This is a genomic window from Planomonospora sp. ID91781 (assembly GCF_015711595.1).
GTDB classification, from domain to species: Bacteria; Actinomycetota; Actinomycetes; order Streptosporangiales; family Streptosporangiaceae; genus Planomonospora; species Planomonospora parontospora.
The window spans coordinates 2,182,903-2,205,626 of record NZ_JABTEY010000002.1; the positions used below are offsets into that span (position 1 = coordinate 2,182,903).

At 72.7% G+C, this 22,724-nt stretch carries 18 protein-coding genes and 1 tRNA gene; 10 read left to right on the forward strand and 9 right to left on the reverse strand.

Annotated elements, in window-relative coordinates:
* Window position 1: 1 nt before the first annotated feature.
* The 5 genes from HS048_RS28845 to HS048_RS28865 all read right to left on the reverse strand — a co-directional run bounded on the left by HS048_RS28845 (window position 2) and on the right by HS048_RS28865 (window position 4,896).
* Entirely contained in the window at window positions 2-1,132 is a 1,131-nt protein-coding gene (locus HS048_RS28845; protein ID WP_196469245.1) for a DUF4192 domain-containing protein, read from the reverse strand.
* Window positions 1,133-1,285: 153 nt separating this feature from the next.
* Complete coding sequence (locus tag HS048_RS28850) at window positions 1,286-2,155, reverse strand: EI24 domain-containing protein (protein ID WP_084008565.1); 870 nt, start codon at window positions 2,153-2,155, stop codon at window positions 1,286-1,288.
* A gap of 207 nt (window positions 2,156-2,362) precedes the next feature.
* Window positions 2,363-2,956: a nucleoside triphosphate pyrophosphatase gene (locus tag HS048_RS28855; RefSeq protein WP_084008576.1), complete on the reverse strand. Its 594-nt coding sequence runs from the start codon at window positions 2,954-2,956 to the stop codon at window positions 2,363-2,365.
* A 102-nt stretch (window positions 2,957-3,058) separates the two neighbouring features.
* A complete protein-coding gene (locus tag HS048_RS28860) occupies window positions 3,059-4,036 on the reverse strand; it encodes a hypothetical protein (RefSeq protein ID WP_196469246.1) in 978 nt (325 codons plus the stop codon).
* Between the two features lie 146 nt (window positions 4,037-4,182).
* On the reverse strand, window positions 4,183-4,896 hold the full coding sequence (locus HS048_RS28865) for a peptidyl-tRNA hydrolase (protein WP_307832687.1): 714 nt from the start codon (window positions 4,894-4,896) through the stop codon (window positions 4,183-4,185).
* 543 nt (window positions 4,897-5,439) lie between these two features.
* Here HS048_RS28865 and HS048_RS28870 point away from each other — a divergent pair.
* From HS048_RS28870 to HS048_RS28910, 9 genes are all read left to right on the forward strand, one after another.
* Complete coding sequence (locus tag HS048_RS28870; protein WP_231647446.1) at window positions 5,440-7,143, forward strand: ABC transporter family substrate-binding protein; 1,704 nt, start codon at window positions 5,440-5,442, stop codon at window positions 7,141-7,143.
* Between the two features lie 142 nt (window positions 7,144-7,285).
* Window positions 7,286-8,794, forward strand: coding sequence for an ABC transporter permease (locus HS048_RS28875; RefSeq protein WP_068898810.1), 1,509 nt, complete (start codon window positions 7,286-7,288; stop codon window positions 8,792-8,794).
* Between the two features lie 15 nt (window positions 8,795-8,809).
* Complete coding sequence (locus HS048_RS28880) at window positions 8,810-9,793, forward strand: ABC transporter permease (protein WP_068898812.1); 984 nt, start codon at window positions 8,810-8,812, stop codon at window positions 9,791-9,793.
* Window positions 9,793-10,956: an ABC transporter ATP-binding protein gene (locus tag HS048_RS28885; RefSeq protein ID WP_196469247.1), complete on the forward strand. Its 1,164-nt coding sequence runs from the start codon at window positions 9,793-9,795 to the stop codon at window positions 10,954-10,956. The genes HS048_RS28880 and HS048_RS28885 overlap by 1 nt, the downstream gene beginning before the upstream one ends.
* Window positions 10,953-11,987, forward strand: coding sequence for an ABC transporter ATP-binding protein (locus tag HS048_RS28890; RefSeq protein WP_068898816.1), 1,035 nt, complete (start codon window positions 10,953-10,955; stop codon window positions 11,985-11,987). Before HS048_RS28885 ends, HS048_RS28890 begins: the two co-directional genes overlap by 4 nt.
* Before the next feature lie 204 nt (window positions 11,988-12,191).
* A complete protein-coding gene (locus HS048_RS28895; protein ID WP_196469248.1) occupies window positions 12,192-15,449 on the forward strand; it encodes a BTAD domain-containing putative transcriptional regulator in 3,258 nt (1,085 codons plus the stop codon).
* Window positions 15,450-15,565: 116 nt separating this feature from the next.
* Window positions 15,566-17,092 (forward strand): MFS transporter, encoded by a 1,527-nt coding sequence (locus tag HS048_RS28900; protein WP_196469249.1) that lies wholly within the window; start codon window positions 15,566-15,568, stop codon window positions 17,090-17,092.
* A gap of 102 nt (window positions 17,093-17,194) precedes the next feature.
* Window positions 17,195-17,767 (forward strand): dihydrofolate reductase family protein, encoded by a 573-nt coding sequence (locus HS048_RS28905; RefSeq protein ID WP_196469250.1) that lies wholly within the window; start codon window positions 17,195-17,197, stop codon window positions 17,765-17,767.
* 17 nt (window positions 17,768-17,784) lie between these two features.
* Entirely contained in the window at window positions 17,785-17,943 is a 159-nt protein-coding gene (locus HS048_RS28910) for a hypothetical protein (RefSeq protein ID WP_196469251.1), read from the forward strand.
* 255 nt (window positions 17,944-18,198) lie between these two features.
* Here HS048_RS28910 and HS048_RS28915 read toward each other — a convergent pair whose 3' ends face one another.
* Window positions 18,199-18,609 (reverse strand): DUF6069 family protein, encoded by a 411-nt coding sequence (locus tag HS048_RS28915; RefSeq protein WP_068898824.1) that lies wholly within the window; start codon window positions 18,607-18,609, stop codon window positions 18,199-18,201.
* On the reverse strand, window positions 18,606-19,538 hold the full coding sequence (locus HS048_RS28920; protein ID WP_068898827.1) for an NADP-dependent oxidoreductase: 933 nt from the start codon (window positions 19,536-19,538) through the stop codon (window positions 18,606-18,608). The genes HS048_RS28915 and HS048_RS28920 overlap by 4 nt, the downstream gene beginning before the upstream one ends.
* Before the next feature lie 89 nt (window positions 19,539-19,627).
* Between HS048_RS28920 and HS048_RS28925 the strand changes: the two genes are divergently transcribed.
* Window positions 19,628-20,563, forward strand: coding sequence for an AraC family transcriptional regulator (locus HS048_RS28925; protein WP_196469252.1), 936 nt, complete (start codon window positions 19,628-19,630; stop codon window positions 20,561-20,563).
* Window positions 20,564-20,773: 210 nt separating this feature from the next.
* On the opposite strand, the gene HS048_RS28930 is transcribed toward HS048_RS28925, so the two are convergent.
* A tRNA-Ala gene (locus HS048_RS28930) sits at window positions 20,774-20,846 on the reverse strand.
* Between the two features lie 112 nt (window positions 20,847-20,958).
* Complete coding sequence (locus tag HS048_RS28935) at window positions 20,959-22,473, reverse strand: von Willebrand factor type A domain-containing protein (RefSeq protein ID WP_196469253.1); 1,515 nt, start codon at window positions 22,471-22,473, stop codon at window positions 20,959-20,961.
* Between the last annotated feature and the right edge of the window lie 251 nt (window positions 22,474-22,724).

Genomic DNA, 22,724 nt, shown 5'->3' on the forward strand with positions numbered 1-22,724 from the left:
CTCATCCCGCAGGGCCGGCCGGACCCGCCGGCGGCTCCTCCAGGAGGACGACCAGGGGGAGCAGCCAGGACGTCCGGGGCACGCCCATCTGCAGGTCCAGCTCCTCGGGGCTGGGCATCCTGTCCTTGAGCGCGTGCGGCGGAAGCAGGCACCGCAGCGCGTCCATGAGCAGATTGGCCATGGAGTAGCCGGGATCGGCCTCGTGCGCGCGGGCCAGGGCGACGCTCGCCAGGGCGGAGTCTCCGTCGCGCCAGGCGGCCATGGCGAGCAGCGACGCGGCCGGTGGCACGAACCTCGGCTCCAGCCTGCGGGTGAGGTCCTGCCAGAGTCTGCGGTGCGCGTCGTGGGCGTCGTCGGTGATCAGCGCCCACGCCTCGTCCCGGATCCGGATCACGGCCAGGTCGAACCCGAGCCTGGCCGCCTGCTCGTCGTCGAGCCGCCCGCCCGCGGCGTAGAACCCGATCGCCGCGCGCACGCGGGCCGTCCCGTCGGCGACGATCTCCGCCGCGAGCCCGTCGGGGTCCTCGCAACCCGCGATGCGGCGGCGCAGTTCCTCCGCGACGCGGCCGGTGACCCCGCGCATCGCCGTCCGGGCGGTCCCGCCGACGGGGGCGAGCGAGCGTTCCAGGGTCTCCCGGTCGGGCAGCGCCACCAGCCCGTGCGCGACGGCGCGGACCGCGACCGCACCGGCCTCGCGGTCGTACGGCGCGCCGGAGGGAGGGCAGCAGTCGGTGCGTGAGCAGACGTAGGACCAGTAGCGGCCGTCCTCCACCCGGAGCGCGTCGAGAAGCCCGATCCCGCCCTTCCGGAACAGGGCGACGGCCGCGTCCGCCGCCGGGGTGACCAGCGGGCCGGAACCGTAGCCGACGACGATGACCTGAGTGATCTCCTCCTTGCGGAGCAGCGGGAGGATCCGGCCGAGATCGCGGTCGGCCAGCGGCAGGTCCCACCGGACGGTGAGGTGCACGCGACCCTTGGGCGGAGAGCCCCGCAGCCCTATCACGACGAGGCTCTCGGCGGGGTGGAAGCCCAACAGGTAGGGCACCGCGCCGAGGACGTCCTCGGTGGAGCCGAGCAGCAGGTCGGGCAGGCCGGCCGGGAGGTCCGGCGAGGCGGTGGTGTGGGTCGTCATGGCAGACAGCATCGCCGGACCGGGGCCGGCGCTCCGCCCTCCGCCGCAGCCCTGTGGACGACCGGTGGCCGGTCGGCGCACCTGTGGACGAGGCCCCTTCCCGAAAGGCCCGGCAGGGGCAGGGACGACCCGGCGGATGCCCGAGCGGCGGGGTCAGGGACGACCCGGCGGAGGTCCGGGCGGCGAGCTCCGGGGCGGAAGGCCGCCCGGCGGGGTCTGCGGCGGGAGACCACCCGGCGGGAAGGCCTGGCGCGGGGTGTTCCCGGCGGGCGGACCGCCGGCGGCCAGCCGCGTGCGGACCATGATGGCCGCCCCCGCGACGGCGGCGGGCATGGCGACCACCGCGCCCAGCGGGATGAGGAAGAGCAGGAACAGCAGCACCCCGAAGCCGAGCGCGAGCGCCTTGTCCCCGCGGAGCAGCGCGAACCGGCTCCTGCGGGCCAGGCCCCTGCGCTCCATGGCCAGTGCGGTGAGCTCGACCGTGAGGAAGAAACCCGAGACCATGGCGCCCAGCACCGGGACCACGGTCTGCCCGATCACCGGCACGAAGCCCAGGAAGAACAGCGGGACCGTGAACAGCAGCACGTATGCGAGGGTGACCAGGCTGTCCTTGATCGACCGCGGGATCGATCTCCACAGCGGCAGCTCGTGTCCGGTGGGCACCTCGCCGTAGGTCCGTTCGACCTGCTCCGAGAGCTTCTCGTAGAACGGCTCACCGACGACCAGGGTCACCGCGGCGAAGGTCACCACGGCCAGCACCAGCCCCGCCCCGAAGACCACCACGCCGACCATGATCCGGAAGGTGTTCCGGAGTCCTTCGTCCCATCCGTCGGCGAACGGTGTCAGCCATCCGGCCAGGTCGCCGGCGCTCGTTCCCAGGAAGTAGAGCCCCACGGCGTAGAGCACGAACACGATCAGCGCCGGGATCAGGCCGAACAGCCACCACCCCGGGTGGCGCGCGACCCAGCGCAGTCCCTGGAGGAAGAACCCCATGCCGCCGGTGAAGGAGCGGATTACACCCATGCCGCGAAGATTATCGGGATCCGTCGCCCGCCGTGCACCGCCGCCCGCCACGCCGTTCCGGAGAGGCCCCTGTCCCCTGCGCCGCGCCGTGCCCCGCGGCCCGGGAGGGACCTGCCCGTAGGGCCGGCCGGTGCGGACACCGCCCGGAGGGCCGGACGGGAAGGCTCGAGCGGGGGTCAGGAGCGACGCCGGAGACCGGGGCGGAGGTCAGGAGCGGCGCCAGAGATCGGGGACGGAGACCCCCAGGGTGGAGAGGAGGCGGCGCAGGAGCGGGAGGGAGATGCCCAGCACGTTGCCGTGGTCGCCGTCGATGCCCTCGACGAACCAGCCCCCCGGGCCGTCCAGGGTGAAGGCCCCCGCGACGCGCAGGGGCTCGCCGGTGGCGACGTAGGCGTCGATCTCGGCGTCGTCCGGGGAGCCGAAGCGGACCGTCGTGGCGCCGACCTCGGCGGCCTCCCTGCCGGTGGCGGTGTCGATCACGCAGTGCCCGGTGAGCAGGCGGCCGCTCCGGCCGCGCATGTGCCGCCAGCGTGCCGCGGCGTCCTCGGGCGAGGACGGCTTGCCGTACGCTCTGCCGTCGAGCTCCAGGACCGAGTCGCAGCCGATCACCAGGGGGCCGGCCAGGTCACGCGCCACCGCCGCGGCCTTCGTCCTGGCCAGGGTGAGGCAGAGCTCGGCGGGGGTGTCCGCGGTGACGGCGTCCTCGTCCACGCCGCTGACGATCACCTTGGGATCGAGCCCGGCGCTGCGGAGCAGGGCGAGGCGGGCGGGCGAGGCGGAGGCGAGCACGAGCCGGGTCACGACGCCCACCCTATCGGCGTCCGCCCGCGTCCACCCGCCCGCCGGTCCGTCTCCCGGCGGGGTCCGGCGGGGTCCGTCCGCCGGGCGGGTGGGTGGCGGGTCCTACAGCCGCTCGACGGAGGAGGTCGCGGTGTTGATGTCACGCCAGCGCTTGCGCTGGACGTCGGGGATCGTCACGAAGACCATGGCGGGCTTGGCCCGGCCGGACTCGCTCAGGACCACCGCGGCCATGGAGGAGCGGCTCTTGCCCTTCACCTTGTACGTCACCCGGTAGGCGAGCAGCCAGCCGTCCTCGAGCGGCTGGGAGGCGCTCCAGCGGATCCTGCTCCCCTTGGGGTGGTGGTTGAGCGTCCAGCGCGCGGCCAGGATGGCGGTGTCCTTCAGGTCCGCCTGCGCCTCGATCGGAACCGGGCAGCTCACCAGCATCGCCCGGTGCCCCGCGCCCTTCACCGGAGGCAGCACCTGCTTGGTCGAGAACGGCGAGGCGCCGTAGGTCTTCCACGGCTTGCCCAGCCGGACCAGCGACACGCCGGACTTCTCGTCCTCGATGCGGCGCTTGGACGGCAGCGCCTTGCCGGGGAACCGGGCGAGCCTCCTGTCACGCGGCGGCCCGGGCACGCGAGGGTCCGCCAGGGCTGCGGTCACGGCGCTGCCGTCCGGCGCCGGGCCGGGAGAGGAGGTCGCCGCGGACGGGGAGGAGGTCGCCGCGAGGGGCGAGGGGGTCGCCGCCGGCGGGGAGGGCGGCGGCGAACCGAGGCCGGACGAGGGCGCAGCGGCGGGTGGCGCGGCGACCCGCCCCGGCGCCTCCTCGCCCGGCCGGTCAGCGGGGTCGGAGGACATGAACCCGACCAGGGCGGCGATCGCGGCCACCACCACCGCGGTGGCCCCCGCCAGGACGCGGTAGATCACGCGCATCGGCAGGTCGCCGATCCGGGAGCGCTTCACCGGTGATGCCGGGCGGACGGGCGGCGTCTCAACGACGATCTTGGGTAGCTCGGACGTCTCCGCCTCGGCCGCCATATACGTGGGGGTGACACCCGTCTCCCGGGCCCCCGGAGTACCACCCAACCCATCGAGCACGATCGGGAGCGTACGACAAATCCTCTTTTCTCGTCCGCGATACCCATCACACTTCGGGAACGAGTGGGTTCCGCCGGCCTTCCGATCCGGGCACGGGAGCCGCCTGCCGCGCGGCTCCCGCCCGTCGGCCCGCCCCGTCCCGGCCGCTACCCGGAGGCCGCGCCCCGGAGGGATCCACCCGCGCGGAAACCGCCGGGACGCAGCCACGGGGCGTCCGCGACCACGGTGCACGAACCCGGCTCGATCTCGGTGAAGCCCGCGTCCCGGACCACCGGCAGGTCGCCGCCGGACAGGGCCGCCCAGTCCGCCGGGTCGGCCGTCCGCACGGCGATCGCCAACCCCCGCTCACGCCACTCCCGCCGGACCTCCTCGCCGGCTCCCCACCAGGCGAACTGGGCGGCGTGCCCGGCCTGGGCCATCGCCTTCCCCGCCGACATCGCGAGCCGGGGATTGATCCAGAGCACCGCCCCCTCCCCCGGCGGCCCGGGTTCGGCGGAATCCGCCAGCTCGGTGCCGGAGACCTGGAGCCTCGCCAGCTCCCGGGGCCAGGCGTCCAGCGGGACCGGCGGGTGGACCCTGACCTCGGCGGTCCCGTGCGCGACGGTCAGTCCCGGCAGATCGAGCACGCGCCGCCACTCGGCTCCGCGCGCCCGCCGTACGACCTTCCTGATCCGGCCCCGTTCCCAGCTCCGCACCGCCTCGGCCCATTCGCCGCCCTGCGCCGCCCGGGCGTCACCGAGCAGGGCCAGTACGGCCAGCGCGGCGGCCTCCAGCGCGTCGGTCCGCTCGGGCGGAGCGGACCTCTCGATCCGCACCACCAGGGGAAGGACCCACTGCTCCACCGTGTCGTGTTCGCTCACGCCTCCAAGGATGCCCTCGCGTGGGACGGGGCGAGGCCGGAGGGCGGGACGCCGGCTCTCCCGGTCAGGAGTCCGGCGGGGCTGCGGCCCGGCGCCCGGCGGAGGCCGAAGCCACGGTAAGGGGGTGTTCTCCGGGAGGAAAAGAGAGAAAGCTCTTTCCAGCCGATCGGTCACCCACCGTGGCGAGAGACCCACTCTCAGGCGGTGGAGCGACCAGGAAATACACGACTTCCCGGACGCGCGCCCTTCCCGGACAAACGCGGGCTATCACTCTCCGTCATCCCACATATTGGGATTATTCGGTCAAAGGTTACGTTTTTCCTGATAGTCACCTATTTCAGGGTTTCGCGCTTCACGCCCGACTTTGTTACAGCTTGGGACGGTAGCGGTCTCAGGTCTGCAACACCCCCCGAGTCCCACTTGTCCGACTGCAAGTCATGATGGTCAGCTTTGCTCAATCATGCTGGCGGCTGTTCTCACATCGAATCCCTAAGGAGTGCTGCCGTGTTCCACACGCGGACATCTGGCAAGTTTCTAGCTGCAGTGGCGGGAGGTGCACTCCTGCTGAGCGCCTGCGCGGGCGAGAACTCGGCGAGCGAACCCACCGCCTCCGGTTCGGCCTCGGCCTCCGCTCCCGCGGCGCAGACGGTCACCTACGCCTACGAGCAGGAGTTCCACTCCTACAACAACAACACCACCGCCGAGAACGCCACCCGTAACGCCGGTCCGCTGCAGCGCGTGCTGACGGGCTTCTGGCTCTACGGGGAGAACGGCAAGATCACCCCGAACACGGACTTCGGCACCTACGAGAAGACCTCCGACGACCCGCTGACCGTCGAGTACACGATCAACGACAAGGCCGTCTGGTCGGACGGCACGCCGATCGACTGCGACGACGTCATGCTCTGGTGGGCGTACAAGTCCGGCAAGGTCAAGGGCTTCGCCTCCGCCGACACCAACGGCGTGCAGGACACGAAGATGCCCGAGTGCGACAAGGGCGGCAAGAAGTTCACCCTCACCTACAGCAAGCCCTTCGCCGACTGGCACGCCAACGGCCCCGGCACCGCCGAGGTCATGCCGGCCCACGTGATCGCCAAGCAGGACGGGCTGTCGGAGGAGGACTTCATCGCCGCGGTCAAGGACCTCGACGACAAGAAGATCGCCAAGGGCATCAAGTTCTTCAACGAGGGCTGGGTCATCGAGGGCTCGCTGCCCGACCCGGCGCTGATCCCGTCCTCCGGCCCGTACAAGCTCTCCAAGCTGGACGCCGGCCAGTCGCTGACCTTCGTGGCCAACGACAAGTGGTGGGGCGCCCCGCCGGCGACCCCGACCGTCGTCGAGCGCTTCATCGCCCTGGACGAGCAGGCCCAGGCGCTGCAGAACCGCGAGGTCCAGATCGTCGAGCCGCAGCCCGGCCCGGACGTGCTCAACCAGCTCAACGCGCTGGAGGGCGTGAAGGTCAACGCCACCACCCAGTACACCTACGAGCACCTGGACTTCAACTTCGACTCCAGTCCGTTCAAGGACAAGGCGCTGCGTGAGGCCTTCGCCAAGTGCGTGCCCCGGCAGCTGATCGTCGACAACCTGATCAAGCCGGTCGACCCCAACGCCAAGACCCTCGACATCCGCAACGTCGCGCCGTTCCAGAGCAACTACGCCGCCGTGCTGCAGGCCAGCGGCGGCCCCGGCGCCTACGCCCAGCAGGACATCGAGGGCGCCAAGGCGCTCCTGGACAAGGCCGGCAAGTCCGGGCTCAAGGTCAAGATCGGCTACCAGACCCCGAACCCGCGCCGCACCGCCGCGGTGCAGCTGATCGCCGACTCCTGCAACAAGGCCGGCTTCAAGATCGAGGACGGCGGCTCCGAGGACTTCTTCGGCACCGTGATGCCCGCCAACAACTACGACGTCGCGCTGTTCGCCTGGTCCGGCTCCTCGCTGGTCAGCGGCTGGGCCTCCACCTTCACCACGCCGAAGAAGTGCGACGGCGAGAGCAAGGGCAACAACAACGGCTGCTACTCCAGCAAGAAGGTCGACGAGCTCATCGCGCAGCTGAACTCGACCGTCGACGTGGCCGCCCAGGACCCGATCATCGCCGAGATCGAGAAGAACCTCTGGACCGACCTCGCCACCATCCCGCTGTTCCAGCACCCCGGTCTGACCGCCTGGGACGAGACCCTGCAGGGCGTCGTGCCGAACCCCGCGCAGTCGACCATCACCTGGAACATGGACAAGTGGGCGATGTCGTAGCCTGCCCGCCGTCCTAGGTCCCACAGACCGCACGTGCGGTTGACGGAACACCCACCCCCAGGGCCGGAACCGGAGAATCACCAGACTCCGGTTCCGGCCCTGGCCCGCACCTACAGTCCTTCACAGAGCAGGAGGTGACGTAATGATCGTCTTCATCGCGCGGAGACTGGTCATCTCGTTCTTCGTCCTCCTGGCGGCCACCGTCATCATGTTCGTTCTCACGGCGCTCTCGGGCGATCCGTTGGAAGACCTCCGCCAGGACGCCAGCCCCAACAAGGCCGCGAAGATCGCGGACCGCACCGAGCGCATGCAGCTCGACGAACCGATCCCCGTTCGCTACCTCAGCTGGCTGGGCAACATCGTCCGCGGCGACCTCGGCGTCAACCGCGACGGCCACGACGTGGCGATCATGCTCGGCGAGGCCCTGTCGGCCACGCTCCAGCTCGTCATCGCCGCCACCGTGATGGCCATCATCATCGGTGTGATCATCGGCATCATCTCGGCGCTCCGCCAGTACAGCGGCTTCGACTACACCGTCACCTTCGCCGCCTTCGTCTGCTTCTCGCTCCCGATCTTCTGGATCGCGGTCATGCTCAAGCAGTACATGGCCATCGAGTTCAACAACTGGCTCAAGGACCCGGCCATCCCGCCGACGGTCATCGGCGCCCTCGCCCTCCTGTCCGGCCTGGTCTTCGGCGCCCTCACCGTCGGCGACCTCAGGCGGCGGCTGATCTCCTTCGCCGTCGGCCTCGCCGTCGGCGGCGCGCTGTTCGCGTTCCTGTCGGTGACCCGCTGGTTCGCCGACCCCGGTTTCGGGCTCCCGCTCACCCTGGCCATCGCGCTCGCCGGGGCGGTGGGCCTCACCGTCCTGTCCGCCGGGCTGCGCCAGCGCGGGCCCCTCTATGCCGCCCTGGCCGCCGCCGTGATCGGCGCCGCCTCCTCCGAGGTCCTCGGCCCCCTGCTCGCCGACCCCAGCTGGCTGGAGATCGCCGGTCTCGCCCTGCTGACGGTCGCGGTCTGCGCCGGCCTCGGGTACGGCATCGGCGGGCTCCAGCGCCGCCAGGCGATCACCGCCGCGGTGCTCACCGGCCTGTTCACCGGCGGCGTCGTCTTCGTCGACCGCATGCTCCAGGCCTTCAACGGCTACAGCGCCGCGGTGCGCGGCCGCCCGATCTCCACGATCGGCGCCCGCACGCCGAACTTCGAGGGCGACTTCTGGCAGATGAACCTGGACACCGCCGGCCACCTGCTGCTGCCGACCATGGCGCTCATCCTGATCTCGCTGGCGACCTACACCCGCTACAGCCGGGCGAGCATGCTGGAGGTCATGAACCAGGACTACGTGCGGACCGCCCGCGCCAAGGGCCTGCCCGAGCGGACCGTCGTGGTCAAGCACGCCTTCCGCAACGGGCTCATCCCGATCACCACCCTGATGGCCGTCGACTTCGCCGGCGTCATCGGCGGGGCGGTCGTCACCGAGAACGTCTTCGGCTGGCAGGGCATGGGCAACCTGTTCATCGACGGGCTCCGCGAGGTCGACCCCGCTCCGGTCATGGCGTTCTTCATCGTGACCGGGACCGCGATCGTCGTCTTCAACATGATCGCCGACATCCTCTACGCCTACCTCGACCCGCGCATCCGGCTGTCCTGAGATCGGAGAACCATCATGACGCTCAATGCGCAGGCACCGGGGCCCGACACCGCCCCTGACGCACAGGGCCTGACCATCACCGCCCGCACCCAGGGGCAGATGGTCCGCCGCCGGTTCTTCCGGCACCGCGCCGCCCTCGCCGGAATGATCATCCTCGGTTTCGTGGTCGTCCTGGCGTTCAGCTCGATCGGCTTCGCCGGCATCCCCGGCTGGTGGGACAAGAGCTACCTCGACACCGGCGCGCTGGTGAACCAGGGCAAGCCGACCCTCAGCCTCGTCCCCGAGTTCCTCGGCGGGGACGGCTTCCGCTTCGGCGAGCACCCCTTCGGCCAGGACGACATCGGCATCGACTACTTCGCGCTGACCATGCGCGGCGCCCAGCAGTCGTTGATCATCGCGTTCCTCGTCGGCATCGTCGCCACCGCCGTCGGTACCGTCGTCGGCGCAGCGGCCGGCTACTTCCGCGGCGCGGTCGAGGCCACGCTCATGCGCCTCACCGACGTGATGATCACCATCCCGGTGCTCATCATCGCGGCGGTGATCGGCCGGATGATGGGCGACAGCGGCGCCGTCGTCCTCGGGCTCTTCCTCGGCCTGGTGCTCTGGCCCACCCTGGGCCGCCTGGTCCGCGGCGAGTTCCTCTCCCTGCGGGAGAAGGAGTTCGTCGAGGCCGCCCGGGCGGTCGGCACCTCGGCCAAGCGGATCATCTTCCGGCACATCCTGCCGAACACCGTCGGCGTCATCATCGTCGCGGCCACGCTCTCGGTCGCCAACGCGGTGCTGCTGGAGTCGGCACTGTCCTTCCTCGGCCTCGGCGTCCAGGCGCCGGACACCTCGCTCGGCCAGCTCATCAGCCGCTACCGCAGCGCCATGGTGACCCGTCCGTGGCTGTTCTGGTGGCCCGGCCTGTTCATCATCCTGATCGCGCTCTCGATCAACTTCATCGGTGACGGCCTGCGCGACGCCTTCGACCCCCGACAGACCCGGGTGCGTGCCTAATGACGACTTCCCCGAACGTGCCGATCGAGCCCCGCGTGGACGACCCGCACACCTTCGAGCTCTCCTCCCACGTGACCGACTCCGCCGAGGACGTGCACGTCGGCCTGACGCTGGACGCCGTGCGCCCGCCCTCGGAGGAGGAGATCCTCAAGGTCGAGAACCTGACCGTGGAGTTCCCCACCGAGGACGGCGTCGTGCACGCGGTCCGGGGCGTCTCCTACACCCTGCGCGAGCGCGAGGTGCTCGGCATCGTCGGCGAGTCCGGCTCCGGCAAGTCCGTCTCGTCGCTGGCCGTCATGGGACTGCTGCCCAGGAGCGCCCGGATCAAGGGGCGGATCCTGTTCCGCGGCGACGACATGCTGAAGATGTCCGCCCGCAAGCAGCGGGGCCTGCGCGGCCGGAAGATCGCCATGGTCTTCCAGGACCCGATGACGGCGCTCAACCCCGTCTACACCATCGGCGACCAGCTCGCCGAGGCCGTGCTCGCGCACGAGCTCATGCCGCGCAAGACCGCCCTGGCCCGGGCCAAGGAGATGCTCGACCTGGTCGGCATCCCGCAGGCCGAGGCGCGGCTGCGCAGCTACCCGCACGAGTTCTCCGGCGGCATGCGGCAGCGAGCGATGATCGCCATGGCGGTCATCAACAACCCGGACGTCATCATCGCCGACGAGCCGACCACGGCCCTCGACGTGACCGTCCAGGCGCAGATCCTGGAGAAGCTCCTGGAGGTCAAGGACGCGGTCAACGCCGCCATCGTGCTGATCACGCACGACCTGGGCGTCATCGCGGGCATGGCCCACCGGGTCCTGGTCATGTACGCCGGGCGCCCGGTCGAGCTCGGCGACACCGACCCGGTGTTCGAGGAGCCCCGCATGCCGTACACCGCGGGTCTGCTCGGGTCGATCCCGTCGCTGGACAAGGGCAGCGGCTCGGCCCGGCTGCGCCCGATCAAGGGCACGCCCCCGTCGCTGATCAACCTGCCGACCGGCTGCCCGTTCTCGCCGCGCTGCCCGCTGGCCACGGACGTCTGCCGGAGCTCCGAGCCCTCGCTGGCCGAGACCGACAGCGGCGGGCACTACGCGGCCTGCCACCACTGGGACCGGCTGGCCGCGGCCGAGGACCCGACCGAGTTCTTCCGCACCGAGAGTGAGACCGTGGCATGAGCGTGAAGACCGAGGAGACGCCCGCGCCCCAGCGCGAGCCGGACACCGGCGCCCACCTGCTCGAGGTCAAGGACCTGGTGATGAACTTCCCGGTCCGCGGCGGCGGTCTCCTGCGCCGGGTGGTGGCCCACGTCCAGGCCGTCAGCGGGGTCTCCATGCACGTGGACGAGGGCGAGACCCTCGGCGTGGTGGGCGAGTCCGGCTGCGGCAAGTCCACGACGGGCCGCGCGATCCTCCAGCTGCACACGCCCACCTCCGGCTCGGTCCGGTTCCAGGGCCGGGAGCTGGTCGGCCTGTCGGCCAAGCAGCTCCAGCCGGTCCGGCGGGACATGCAGATCGTCTTCCAGGACCCGTACGCCTCGCTCAACCCGAAGCTGCCGGTCAACGACATCATCGCCGAGCCGCTGAAGGTCCACGGGCGCTGGAAGGAGGGCGGCCCGGACCGGGTGGCGGAGCTGCTGCGCCTGGTCGGGCTCAGCCCCGAGCACGGCAACCGCTACCCGCACGAGTTCTCCGGCGGCCAGCGCCAGCGCGTCGGCATCGCCCGCGCCCTGGCGCTGGAACCGAAGCTGCTGGTGCTGGACGAGCCGGTCTCGGCGCTGGACGTGTCGGTCCAGGCGGGCGTGGTGAACCTGCTGGAGGACCTGCAGGAGCGGCTCGGCCTGGCCTACATCTTCATCGCGCACGACCTGTCGGTGGTCCGCCACATCTCCGACCGGGTCGCGGTGATGTACCTGGGCAAGGTCATCGAGACCGGCCCCCGGGACGACCTCTACGACCGCCCCGCGCACCCCTACACGCAGGCGCTCCTCTCGGCCGCCCCCACGGCCAACCCCAAGGAGGAGCGCGCCCGCGAGCGCGTCATCCTCACCGGAGACGTGCCCAGCCCCCTGAACCCGCCGAGCGGCTGCCGCTTCCGCACCCGCTGCTGGAAGGCCCAGGAGATCTGCGCCGTCGAGGAGCCCGCACTCGTCGACCGGGGCAACGGCCACCCGGTGGCCTGCCACTTCGCGGAGGTCACCGCCCGCTGACCGTGCCTCCGCGGGCCTCCGAGGGCCTCCGAGGGCCTCCGCGGACCCCTGTGGGCCTATGGGCCCCTATGGGGCTCTGCGGGCTTTCGCCTGCCGCACCGGAGCGAGCCGTACGGGAACCCTCCCGTACGGCTCGCCGCGTTCCCGGGCTCTTCCGGTTCTCCGGGTTCGCCGGATTCCCCCGGCTCCTGGGACAATCCCGCCATGCGGTTCGGTGTCCTGGGGGCTCTGGAGGTCCGGCTCGGCGACGGGCACGCTGTCGCCGTCGGCGGGCCCCGGCTGCGGGCGTTGCTGGCCCTGCTGCTGCTCGACGCCGGACGGGTCGTCACCGTCGAGCGGCTGGTCGGCGGCCTCTACGGTGACGACCGGGCCCCCGGTGACTCCGTGGGAGCCCTCCAGGCGCAGGTCTCCCGGCTCCGCGCCCTCCTCGGCGACCGGGGCGACGGCGGCGAGCTGGTCGTCCGCCGCCCGGCGGGCTACCTGATCGCCGTCGACCCCGAGGCCGTGGACGCGTGCCGGTTCGAGCGGCTGGCCGCCGAAGGCCGCCGGGCGCTCTCCGCCGGCGACCCGGAGGGGGCCTCGGCGCTGCTGGAGGAGGCGCTCGGCCTCTGGCGCGGGCCCGCGCTGGCCGACGTCGGCGACGCGCCGTTCGCCGCGGCGCAGGCCGTACGGCTGGAGGAGGCGCGGCTGGCCGCCGCCGAGGACCGCGCGGAGGCCGAGCTGGCGACCGGCCGCCAACGGGAGGCGGTGACCGTGCTCCAGGAGCTGGTCGCCGCGCACCCCCTTCGGGAGCGGCCCGCCGGGCAGCTCATGCGGGCGCTGTACGCGTGCGGCAGGCAGGCCGACGCGCTGGCGGTGTTCGAGGGGATCCGGCGGCGGCTCGCCGAGGAGCTCGGTGCCGACCCCTCCGCCGGGCTGGCCGCGACCCACCTCGCGATCCTGCGGGCCGACCCCTCCCTCGTCCCCGCCGGCACCGCGGACACCGCGGATCCTCCCCCGGACCGGCCCCGCGGGCTTCCGGCCCACCTCACCCCGCTGATCGGGCGCGCGGACGAACTGGAGCGGATCCGGGCCCTGCTCGGCGGCGGCCGGCTGGTCACGCTCACCGGTCCCGGCGGGACCGGCAAGACCAGGCTCGCCACCGAGGCCGCCGGGCGCCTGGACGGCGAGGTCTGCTTCGTGGAGCTCGGACCGCTCGGCGACGGCGCGGAGGTGCCGCAGGCGGTGCTCGGCGCGCTCGGACTGCGTGAGACCGGTCTGCTCTCGGCGCCGAACCGGCAGCAGCCCGCGCCCGACCCGACCGGCCGGCTGGTCACCGCGCTCACCGGCCGGAGCGTCCTGCTGGTCCTCGACAACTGCGAGCACGTGGTGGACGACGCCGCGCGCCTCGCCGACCGGCTGCTGAGCGCCTGCCCGGGGGTGCGGGTGCTGGCCACCAGCCGGGAGGCGCTCGGCATCACGGGCGAGGTGCTCTGCCCCGTCCCGCCCCTGGAACTGCCCGGACCGGGCGACCCCTCCGAGCGGGCGGCCTCGGTGCGGTTGTTCGCGGAGCGGGCCTCGGCCGTGCGGCCGGACTTCACCCTCGGCTCCGGCGCGGAGTCCGGTGCGGACGACGCCACCGCCCGGGCCGTCGTGCAGATCTGCCGGTCCCTCGACGGCCTGCCCCTGGCGATCGAGCTGGCCGCGGCCAGGCTGCGCTCGCTCACCGCCGTGGAGATCGCCGCCCGGCTCGACGACCGCTTCCGGCTGCTGTCGCGCGGCAGCCGTACGGCCCAGCCCCGCCACCGGACGCTGCACGCGGTCGTGGGCTGGAGCTGGGACCTGCTGGACGAGGACGAGAGGACGATGGCCAGGCGGCTGACCGTCTTCGCGGGCGGGGCCACCCTGGAGGCCGCCGAGCGGGTCTGCGGAGTGGCCGACGCCGACGGCGTCCTCGCCTCGCTGGTGGACAAGTCCTTCGTCGAGGTGGTCGGCGGCCGCTACCGGATGCTGGAGACGATCCGCGCCTTCTGCGCCGAGCGGCTCGCCGCGGCGGGCGAGGAGGAGCGGCTGCGCCGGGCCCATCTGGACCACTTCCTCGGCCTCGCCGAGACCGCCGACCCCCATCTGCGCCGCGACGGGCAGCTGGAGTGGCTGGAGCGGCTGGACCACGAGCACGACAACCTGCACGCCGCGCTGCACCGGGCGGCCAGGGCCGGGGACCTCGGACCGGCCCTGCGGCTGCTGGCCGCCCTGACGTGCTACTGGTGGTTGCGCTCCCTGCGCAGCGAGGCGTCGGCGCTCGCCCGCGACCTCCTGGACGGGCTCGACGCCGGTCCCCCGGCCGGGCTGGCCGACGAGTACGCCCTCTGCGTGATGACCGCCGTCTCGGGCGGCGGCGGGGACCGCCGGCTCGACGCCCACCTGGAGGCCGTCCGCAAGATCATGAACGAGCGGGACAGCATGCCCCGGCAGCCGTTCGCCAACGTCCTGTGGGCGATGGTCGCCGGCCCGCCGGAGCCGGACGTCGCCCGGGAGATGATGCGCCGCTGGGAGCGGATCGAGGTGCACGACCCGTGGCTGTCGGCGATCGGCCACTTCGGATGGGCGTACTTCCGGCTGTTCGACGGGGATCTGGAGGAGGCCGGGCAGGAGTTCGCGCTCGCGCTCGCGGACTTCCGGTCCGTCGGAGACCGGTGGGGCATGGCGCAGGCGATCTCCGGCCTGGCCGACATCGCCGGCCGGCGCGGGGAACGGGCGAAGGCCTCCTCGCTGACGGACCAGGCGCTGGCCCTAGCCGAGCGGCTGGGCGCCGCCATCGACGTGGCCGAGCTGCTGCACCGCCGCGCCGACGGGCGGCTCCGCGACGGGGACACGGCGGGGGCGCGCGCCGACTACGAGCGGGCGGCCGAGCTCGGGCGGCGGGCGGGCGCCTGGGAGGTGCTGGCCGCCGCCCACCTCGGACTGGGTGAGATCGCCCGGTTCCGGGGCGACCTGGAGGAGGCGCGCCGCAGCTGCGAGGCGGCGCTCGCCGAGTGCTCGGCGGGGTGGTTCGACGTCGAGGAGACGCGGGCCCGCGTGTGCGTCGCGCTGGGGTGGGTGGCCGAGGCGGAGGGCGACGCCGCCGGGGCCCTGGCCTGGTACCGGCGGGCGTTCACGACCGGGCGCGGCGTCCGCGACCTGACTCTGGCGGCCCGCGTCGCCGAAGGCCTCGCCGGGGTGGCGCTGCTGGAGCGGGACGGCGAGCGGGCCGCCCTGCTGCTGGGCGCGGGCGCCGCGCTGCGCGGCCTCCCGCCCGTGGACGATCCCGACGCCGCCCGGGTGGCCGGCCGGTGCCGCGCCCTGATCGGCGACGCCGCCTACGAGGCGGCCCGCGCGCGGGGCGTCGAGGCGGTCCGCGGCGGCGGGTCCGTCCTCGGCGCCGTACCGCGGCCGGCGCCGCTCACCGTCATCGGCGAGCACCTGTCCGCACTCGGCCGATGATCCGTCGGCAGCCGGTCGATGCCCGTCCGCACTCGGCCGATGATCCGTCAGCAGCCGGTCGATGTCCGTCAGCGCTCGGTCGGTGATCCGTCAGCGCCGTCGCCGACGCTGACGGCATGAGAAACGACTCCCGCAAGTGGGGCACGCTCGTGATCGCGTGCCTGGCCATGCTGATGCTCTCCGTCGACCTGACCGTGCTCCACCTCGCCGTGCCCAAGCTGGTCGAGGACCTGGCCCCGTCGGCGACCCAGCAGCTCTGGATCGCCGACGTGTACGGCTTCGCGCTGGCCGGGCTGCTGGTCACCATGGGCAACCTGGGCGACCGGATCGGCCGCAGACGGCTGCTGCTCATCGGCACGGCCGCGTTCGGCGCGGCCTCCCTGCTGACCGCCTACGCCCCCACCCCCGAACTGCTCATCGCCGCGCGGGCGCTGCTGGGCGTCGCGGGCGCCACCATCATGCCGTCGACCCTCTCCCTGATCCGCAACGTCTTCACCGACTCCGCGGAGCGGACCACCGCGGTGGGCATCTGGAGCAGCATCGGCGCGGCCGGCTTCGCCCTCGGCCCGCTGGTGGGCGGCGCCCTGCTGAACGAGTTCTTCTGGGGATCGGTCTTCCTGGTCAACCTGCCGGTGGTCGCGGTGATCCTCGTCGCGGGGCTGGCCGTGCTGCCCGAGTCGCGCAACCCCCGCCCCGGCCGGATCGACCTGGTCAGCGTGCCGCTCTCCTTCACCGGGATCGTCGCGGTCGTCTACGCGCTGAAGGAGGCCGCCCACGGGGGAGCCGGCCAGACCGCGGTGATCGCGGCGGCCGTGGTCGGCGTCGTCACGCTGGCGGTGTTCGTCCGCCGTCAGGCCCGGCTGGCCGAGCCGCTCATCGACGTCCGGCTCTTCCGCAACCGCGCGTTCTCCGCCGCGGTCGGCTCCACGCTCGTCGCCATGTTCGCCATGATCGCCATGTCCCTCCTCTTCGCCCAGTACTTCCAGCTCGTCCTGGGCTGGTCGCCGCTGGCGGCGGGCCTGGCGGGCCTGCCCGGCGGGGTGGGGGCCGCGATCGGCGGCTCGGCCGCGGCCCCGCTGATCACCCGGATGGGACGCGCCCGGACCGTCGCGCTGGGCATGGCGCTGGCCGCGGCCGGGTTCGCCCTCTACAGCCGGGTGGGCCTCGAGGTCCACTACCCCTACCTCGCCGCCACGATGATCCTGACCAGCACCGGCATCGGGCTGACCTTCGCCGTCGTCAACGACACCGTCATCGCCTCGGCCCCCCGGGAGCGCGCCGGAGCCGCCGCGGCGATCTCCGAGACCGCGAGCGAGATGGGCGGCGCGCTGGGCATCGCCGTACTCGGGACCGTGCTGAGCAGTGCCTACCGCGGCGGGCTGGAGCTGCCCGCCGGGCTCCCCGCCGGAGCCGCGGAGCAGGTCCGCGACACCCTCGGCGGCGCGCTCGCCACCGCCGCGACGCTGCCCGGGGAGCTCGCCGGAGCCGTCGCCGGAGCCGCGCGGCAGGCGTTCGTCGGGGCCCTGCAGACGACCGTGCTCACCGGTGCGGGCATCCTCACCGTCCTCGCGGTGGCGTCCCTGTTCGCGCTGCGGGGCGTGCCCAAGGTCCTCGACGAGACCCCCGAACCCAGCCGCGCCTGACGCCTGCCGCCGCTCGGGATTCTTCCGCACTTGACACCACTCCGCTTGTAGTACTACGTTTCAACCACTACATACAGAGTACTTCATCAGGAGTTGTTCAATATGCGAAAGCTCGTCTACTACGTCGGCGTCTCCCTCGACGGCTACATCGCAGGCCCCGATGGCGAGGTCGACTTCTACCCGGTGTCGGAGGAGATGATCGCCTGGATCAACGCGCGCTACCCCGAGACGCTCCCCACCCACATCCGCAGGCTCGTCGGCCTCGACGACGCGCCCAACAAGGTCTTCGACACGCTGGTGATGGGCCGCGGCACCTACGAGCCGGCCCTGGACGTCCCCACCACCAGCCCCTACTCCCACCTGCGCCAGTACGTCGTCTCCAGCACGCTGACGATCGACGACCCCACGGTGCAGGTGGAGGCCGGCGACCCGATCGGGCTCGTCCGGCGGCTGAAGGCCGAGGACACCGGCATGGACATCTACCTCGCCGGCGGCGGCAGGCTCGCCGCCTCCCTGCTCCCGGAGATCGACGAGATCATCCTCAAGAGCTACCCCGTGGTGGCCGGCGCGGGCATCCCCATGTTCGCCGGAGGGTTCCGCCCCACCCTGTTCACCCCCACCCGGCGCGAGTCCTTCGGCAACGGCACCCAGGTCACCTGGCTCACCCGGGCTTAGAACCGCAAGGAGAGAGCATGCGCGTCGAACTTCCCGCCCCGATCCGCCGGGCCGGGACCGACCCCCGCACCAGGTCGCCGCACCGGCACGGACATCCGGCGCGCGACCTCAAGCCCACGGTCCGGACCGATCCATCCCGCCGCCCGGCCGCCGCCCCCCGCCGCAGCGGCCACTGAGCGGACCGGCCTGCGACGGCGACCTGCCCGGGCGACTCACCGACCGGGGAAACGACGAGATCCCGCCCGATCGGAGTGATCGGACGGGATCTCGTCAAGGCGCTTCGGGCCGTTTCGGGAACGGACCGAGGTGAGGTGTTCACGAGTGGCCCTGATCTGCGGACGAGTGAGGCGATCGTTGATCGCTTCCCAGGATGAAGATGATCATTTCCCGGTGCACGGCGATGCGGATCTCGCGCTCGAGGGGAAAGACCGTCACGGTGTCCGGTGGCCGAATACGGGGATGAGTACGGCTGCCGCGGCGAGGTGCATCGCGGCCAGGGCCGCCCGGGTCGCTCCGGTGGCTCCGACCATGAACACCGGCAGGAACGACGCAGCCAGAGTGCCGAAGGCCAGCACCGTCCAGACAGTGGAGGCTCGGCTGGTGACCCGCTGCAGCAGTGCGCGAACGCCCCACCCGAGCGCAGAGACGGCGAACGTCACCATGACTGCGAACGGCAGGTTGACGACTCCCGGGGGCCGGCCGTTGCGGGGATCGACGCGCAGCTCGACCCCCAGGGCGTGAGCTGCGGCCCATACCAGTGCCGTGGACAGGACGGCGCCGGCGACCGCGAGAGCACCACGGTGCAGCCGCGGGACCGCGGACGGGGAGGGGACGCCCGTCATGCCGGGCTCCCTTCCGGCAGGAGGATCGTCTTGCCGGGGAGCCGTCCGGCCTCGGCGTCGCGATGCACCGAGGCGAGCTCGGCGAGCGGCCGGGACGCCTCGACACCGACGCTCACCGCGCCGGCGTCGACCAGCTTCACCAGAGCGGTGAGGTGATCGGTGTCGTTGCGGACCACGAAGCGCACCGCTCTGAGGTGCGGTCCCGCGAGATGTGCGACCTCGGTCGTGGCGGACACCAGCACACCGCCCGGCCGGACCAGGGGTGCCAGCTCCGCGACCTGGGCGGGGTCGACCGCGGCGAAGTTGAGCAGTGCGTCGACCGGTTCGTCCACTAGCTGGGTGAGGGGGGCGGCGGTGTAGTCGACGGTCCGGTCGGCTCCCAGCCGCCGGACCGCCTCGGCGCTGCGCGGGCCGGCGGTGGCGATCACCTGCGCCCCGGCGTACCGGGCGAGCTGGACGGCGAACCTGCCGATGGCTCCCGTGCCGTTGACCAGGACCTGTTGCCCCGGTCTGGTGTCCGCGTGCTCGAACACCGCCTGCCACGCGGTCACCCCCGCGATCGGCAGGACCGCGGCGTGCGCCAGCGGGATGGCGGTGGGCGCCGCCACCAGGACCTCGACTGCGGCGATCGCGTACTCGGCCGCCGCGCCGCCGTCGAGCCGGCCGATGACCCGGTCTCCGACGGCGAGCGCGGACACGCCCTCACCGACCTCGGCGACGACCCCGGCGACGTCACCGCCGAGCGTGTAGGGCAGGTCGAGCGGGAAGATCGAGCGCAGCAGGCCGCGGCGCAACCCGATCTCGGACGGGTTGAACGATGTCGCGGCGACGCGGAGGAGCACCTCGCCGCGGCTCGGTACCGGGCGGGGGACATCGTCGTGACCGATGACCGACGCGTCGCCGTACCGGTGGATTCGCATGGCTTTCATGTGCTCAACTTACGAACGAAGCGCAAGACGCTTAATGCTCGATGATCCTCTTTTTATGCGTGATCGTCTCTGTCGCTTAGGCTCAGGGGATGGATGTGCTGAGCGACGTGCTCGCGGTCATGCGGACCGGCCGGCCCCGTTCGGTACAGGTCACCTGGCACGGCTCCTGGGCGCAGCGGTTCGCGCCCGTTCCCGGCGCCGTGGGCTTCCACGTGATCCTGCGGGGACCGTGCTGGATCCTGCGGCCGGACGCCGACCCGCTCCCCCTGACCGCAGGAGACGTCGTGTTCCGGCCCCACGGCCGGGGCCACACCCTGGCCGACAGCCCGGCCACCCGACCCGTCGGGCCCGCCTGCCGCCCGGACGAGCCCGCCCTCCTGCCGAGGTACGCCGTCGACACCGTCGGAATCCCTTCCGAGACCGGCGGCCCGGCCGCGGTCATCCTCTGCGGTGCCTACGAGCTCGATCCCGCACTCGTCCACCCGCTCCTGCACGACCTGCCGGAACTGATCCACATCCCCGCGCACCTCGGACATCACCCCGAGCTTCGTGCCGCCGTCGACCTGCTCACCGCCGAGCTGACACGTCCTCGCCTCGGCACCGACGCGCTCATCCCGGCACTGCTCGACACGCTCCTGCTGTACATCCTGCGCAGCTGGTTCGACCAGCAGCCTGCGCTTCGCGCCACCGGCTGGGCCGCGGCGTTGGGCGACCCCGCCGTGGCCGCGGCGCTGCAGGCCATGCACCGCGATCCCGCCCGTCCGTGGACCGTCGCCGGCCTCGCCGCCGAGGCCCGGCTGTCACGCGCCCCCTTCGCCCGCCGCTTCACCGCCCTCCTCGGTCAGCCGCCGCTGACCTACCTCACGTGGTGGCGCATGACCACCGCCGCACGCCTCCTCCGGCAGACCGACACACCCCTGAGCACCATCGCCGGCGAGGTCGGCTACGGCTCGGAGTTCGCCTTCGCCAACGCCTTCAAGCGCCGGTACGGCACCGCACCCGGCAGGTACCGCCGCCAGGCATAGCAGACCACCGTCAAGCGTCGGCGGACCGTGTTCTCCCTGCTCTCGACGCGACCGGACACCACCCGAGCCCTTCACCACGGCCGCCACACCCGCTCGGAAGAGCCCGCCGACGGTCACGCCATCCGGAGAAACGGCGAGATCCCGTCCGATCGGAGTGATCGGACGGGATCTCGTCAACGTGCTTCAGGCCATTTCAAGAACGGCTCGAGGTGGAGCTATGGGGATTCGAACCCCAGACCTCCTCCATGCCATGGAGGCGCGCTACCAGCTGCGCCATAGCCCCTCGGTGCGCGCTCGGGGCGTTCACCCCAGCGGCACCAAGCCAGTGTATAGGACAACCGCCCGCACCCCGTAACCGCCGGGCGCGGCCGGCGGTCACGGCTCCCGGGGACGGCCTAGCCGAGTGCGGCGGCCCGGTCGATCAGGCCGGCCAGCTCGGTCACCATCGGGTCCTCGGTCGTCTCCGCCAGGCGGGTCGCGTGCCGGCCGAGCTCGCGGAGGCCCAGGCCGGCCGTCGCCTCGCGGGAGCGCAGGTGCTCGGCGAAGGACGCGGCCACCACGTCCACCTGGAACCTGGGCGAGGTCCCCTCCCACAGGGCGCCGGACAGGTCGCGTTCGTCCAGCGACCGGCTGGCCTCGGCGGGGTGGCGGGTGTCGGGGTCCTGCCACCGCACGGTCGCCGTCGCCAGCTGGCCGGACGCCCCGGCGCGCAGCCTCACCCGGTACAGGGCCGTCACCGAGTGGCCCGGCCCGATCTCGCCGCCGTCCCGGGCGTCGTCGCGGAAGTCCTCGGCCGCGAGCTCCCGGTTCTCGTAGCCGATGAGGCGGTACGACTCCACCACCGAGGGGTTGAAGGCGACCTGGGCCTTGGCGTCGCGGGCCCGCAGGTCGAGGGTGGTGGTGAGCCGCTCCGCGAAGACCTCGCGGGCGTCGCCGGCCGAGCCGACGTAGACGGCGGCGCCGTCGCCGTTGTCGGCCAGCTGCTCCATCAGCGCGTCGCCGTACTCGCGGCCGACCCCGACGCAGAGCAGGGTGATCCGCCTCCCGGCGGACTCCTTCACCCGGTCCAGGATGCCCTGCCAGCTCGTCTCACCGGTGTTGGCCAGGCCGTCGGAGAGCAGGATGACCCGGTTGGTGGCCATCGACCGGAAGGACCGGGCCGCCTCGGCGTACCCCTCGGCCAGCCCCGCCTCCAGGTTCGTCGACTGCCGTACGGTCAACCGCTCGACGGCCGCGTGCAGTTCGGCCCTGCCGGTGGCCGGGGTCATCGGGACGAGCGTCTCCGCCTCGTCGCTGAAGGCCACGACGGCGACCCGGTCCCCCGGCCCCAACTGGTCGACGAGCCCGTGCAGCGACTCCCGGACCAGGTCGAGACGTCCGGGCTCGGCCATCGAGCCGGAGACGTCCACCACGAAGGTCAGGTTCGCCGGGCGCCGCGTCTCCGGGTCGGCTCCGCGGGTCTGCAGGCCGACCCGGACCAGCGCGGCCCCGCTGCCCGGCAGGCGCGCCCCGTCCAGGTGCACGGCGAAGCCGTCGCCGCCGGGCTCGGCGTAGTCCTGCCGGAAGGAGTTGACGAACTCCTCCGGTCTGACCTGGGCGGGGTCGGGCCGGCCGCCCTCGGCGAGGACCCGCCTGGCGTGGCCGTACGAGGCGGTGTCCACGTCGAGGGCGAAGGTGGAGACCTGCCCGGGGGCGGAGTCGCGCTCTGCGTCGGGGGCGCCGGTCTCCGCGGGCCCCGGGGCTTCGGCCTCCCGGCCCGCGGGCCGCTCCGGCGGGGCGGCGGCCTCGCCCTGCCGGATCCTCGGCTCTCCGACGGGTTTGCTGGTGCCGCTCTCCGACGACCCACCGCACGCGGCGGCGAGCAGCAGGGCGATCACGGCGAGGGCGATGGCGAGCGGACGGGACTTCATGTCGCCTCCAGGGGGATGGGCGTCACCCCCTATGACGGCGTCCCGGCGACGCACGCCGGGCGCTTGACCCAAGCGAGCGCGAACCGTGTCCGGCGTGTGATCGGCCCTTCCGGACGGGGTCCCGCGCGCCGGGGCCGGGCACGCGCCCGGACGGCGCCGGTTCCGGTCCCGCGCACCGGGTCCGAGCCCGCACCCGGACGGCGTCGGCCCGGGTCCCCGCACCGGGCCCGCCGCCCGGCCGGTCGCACGCG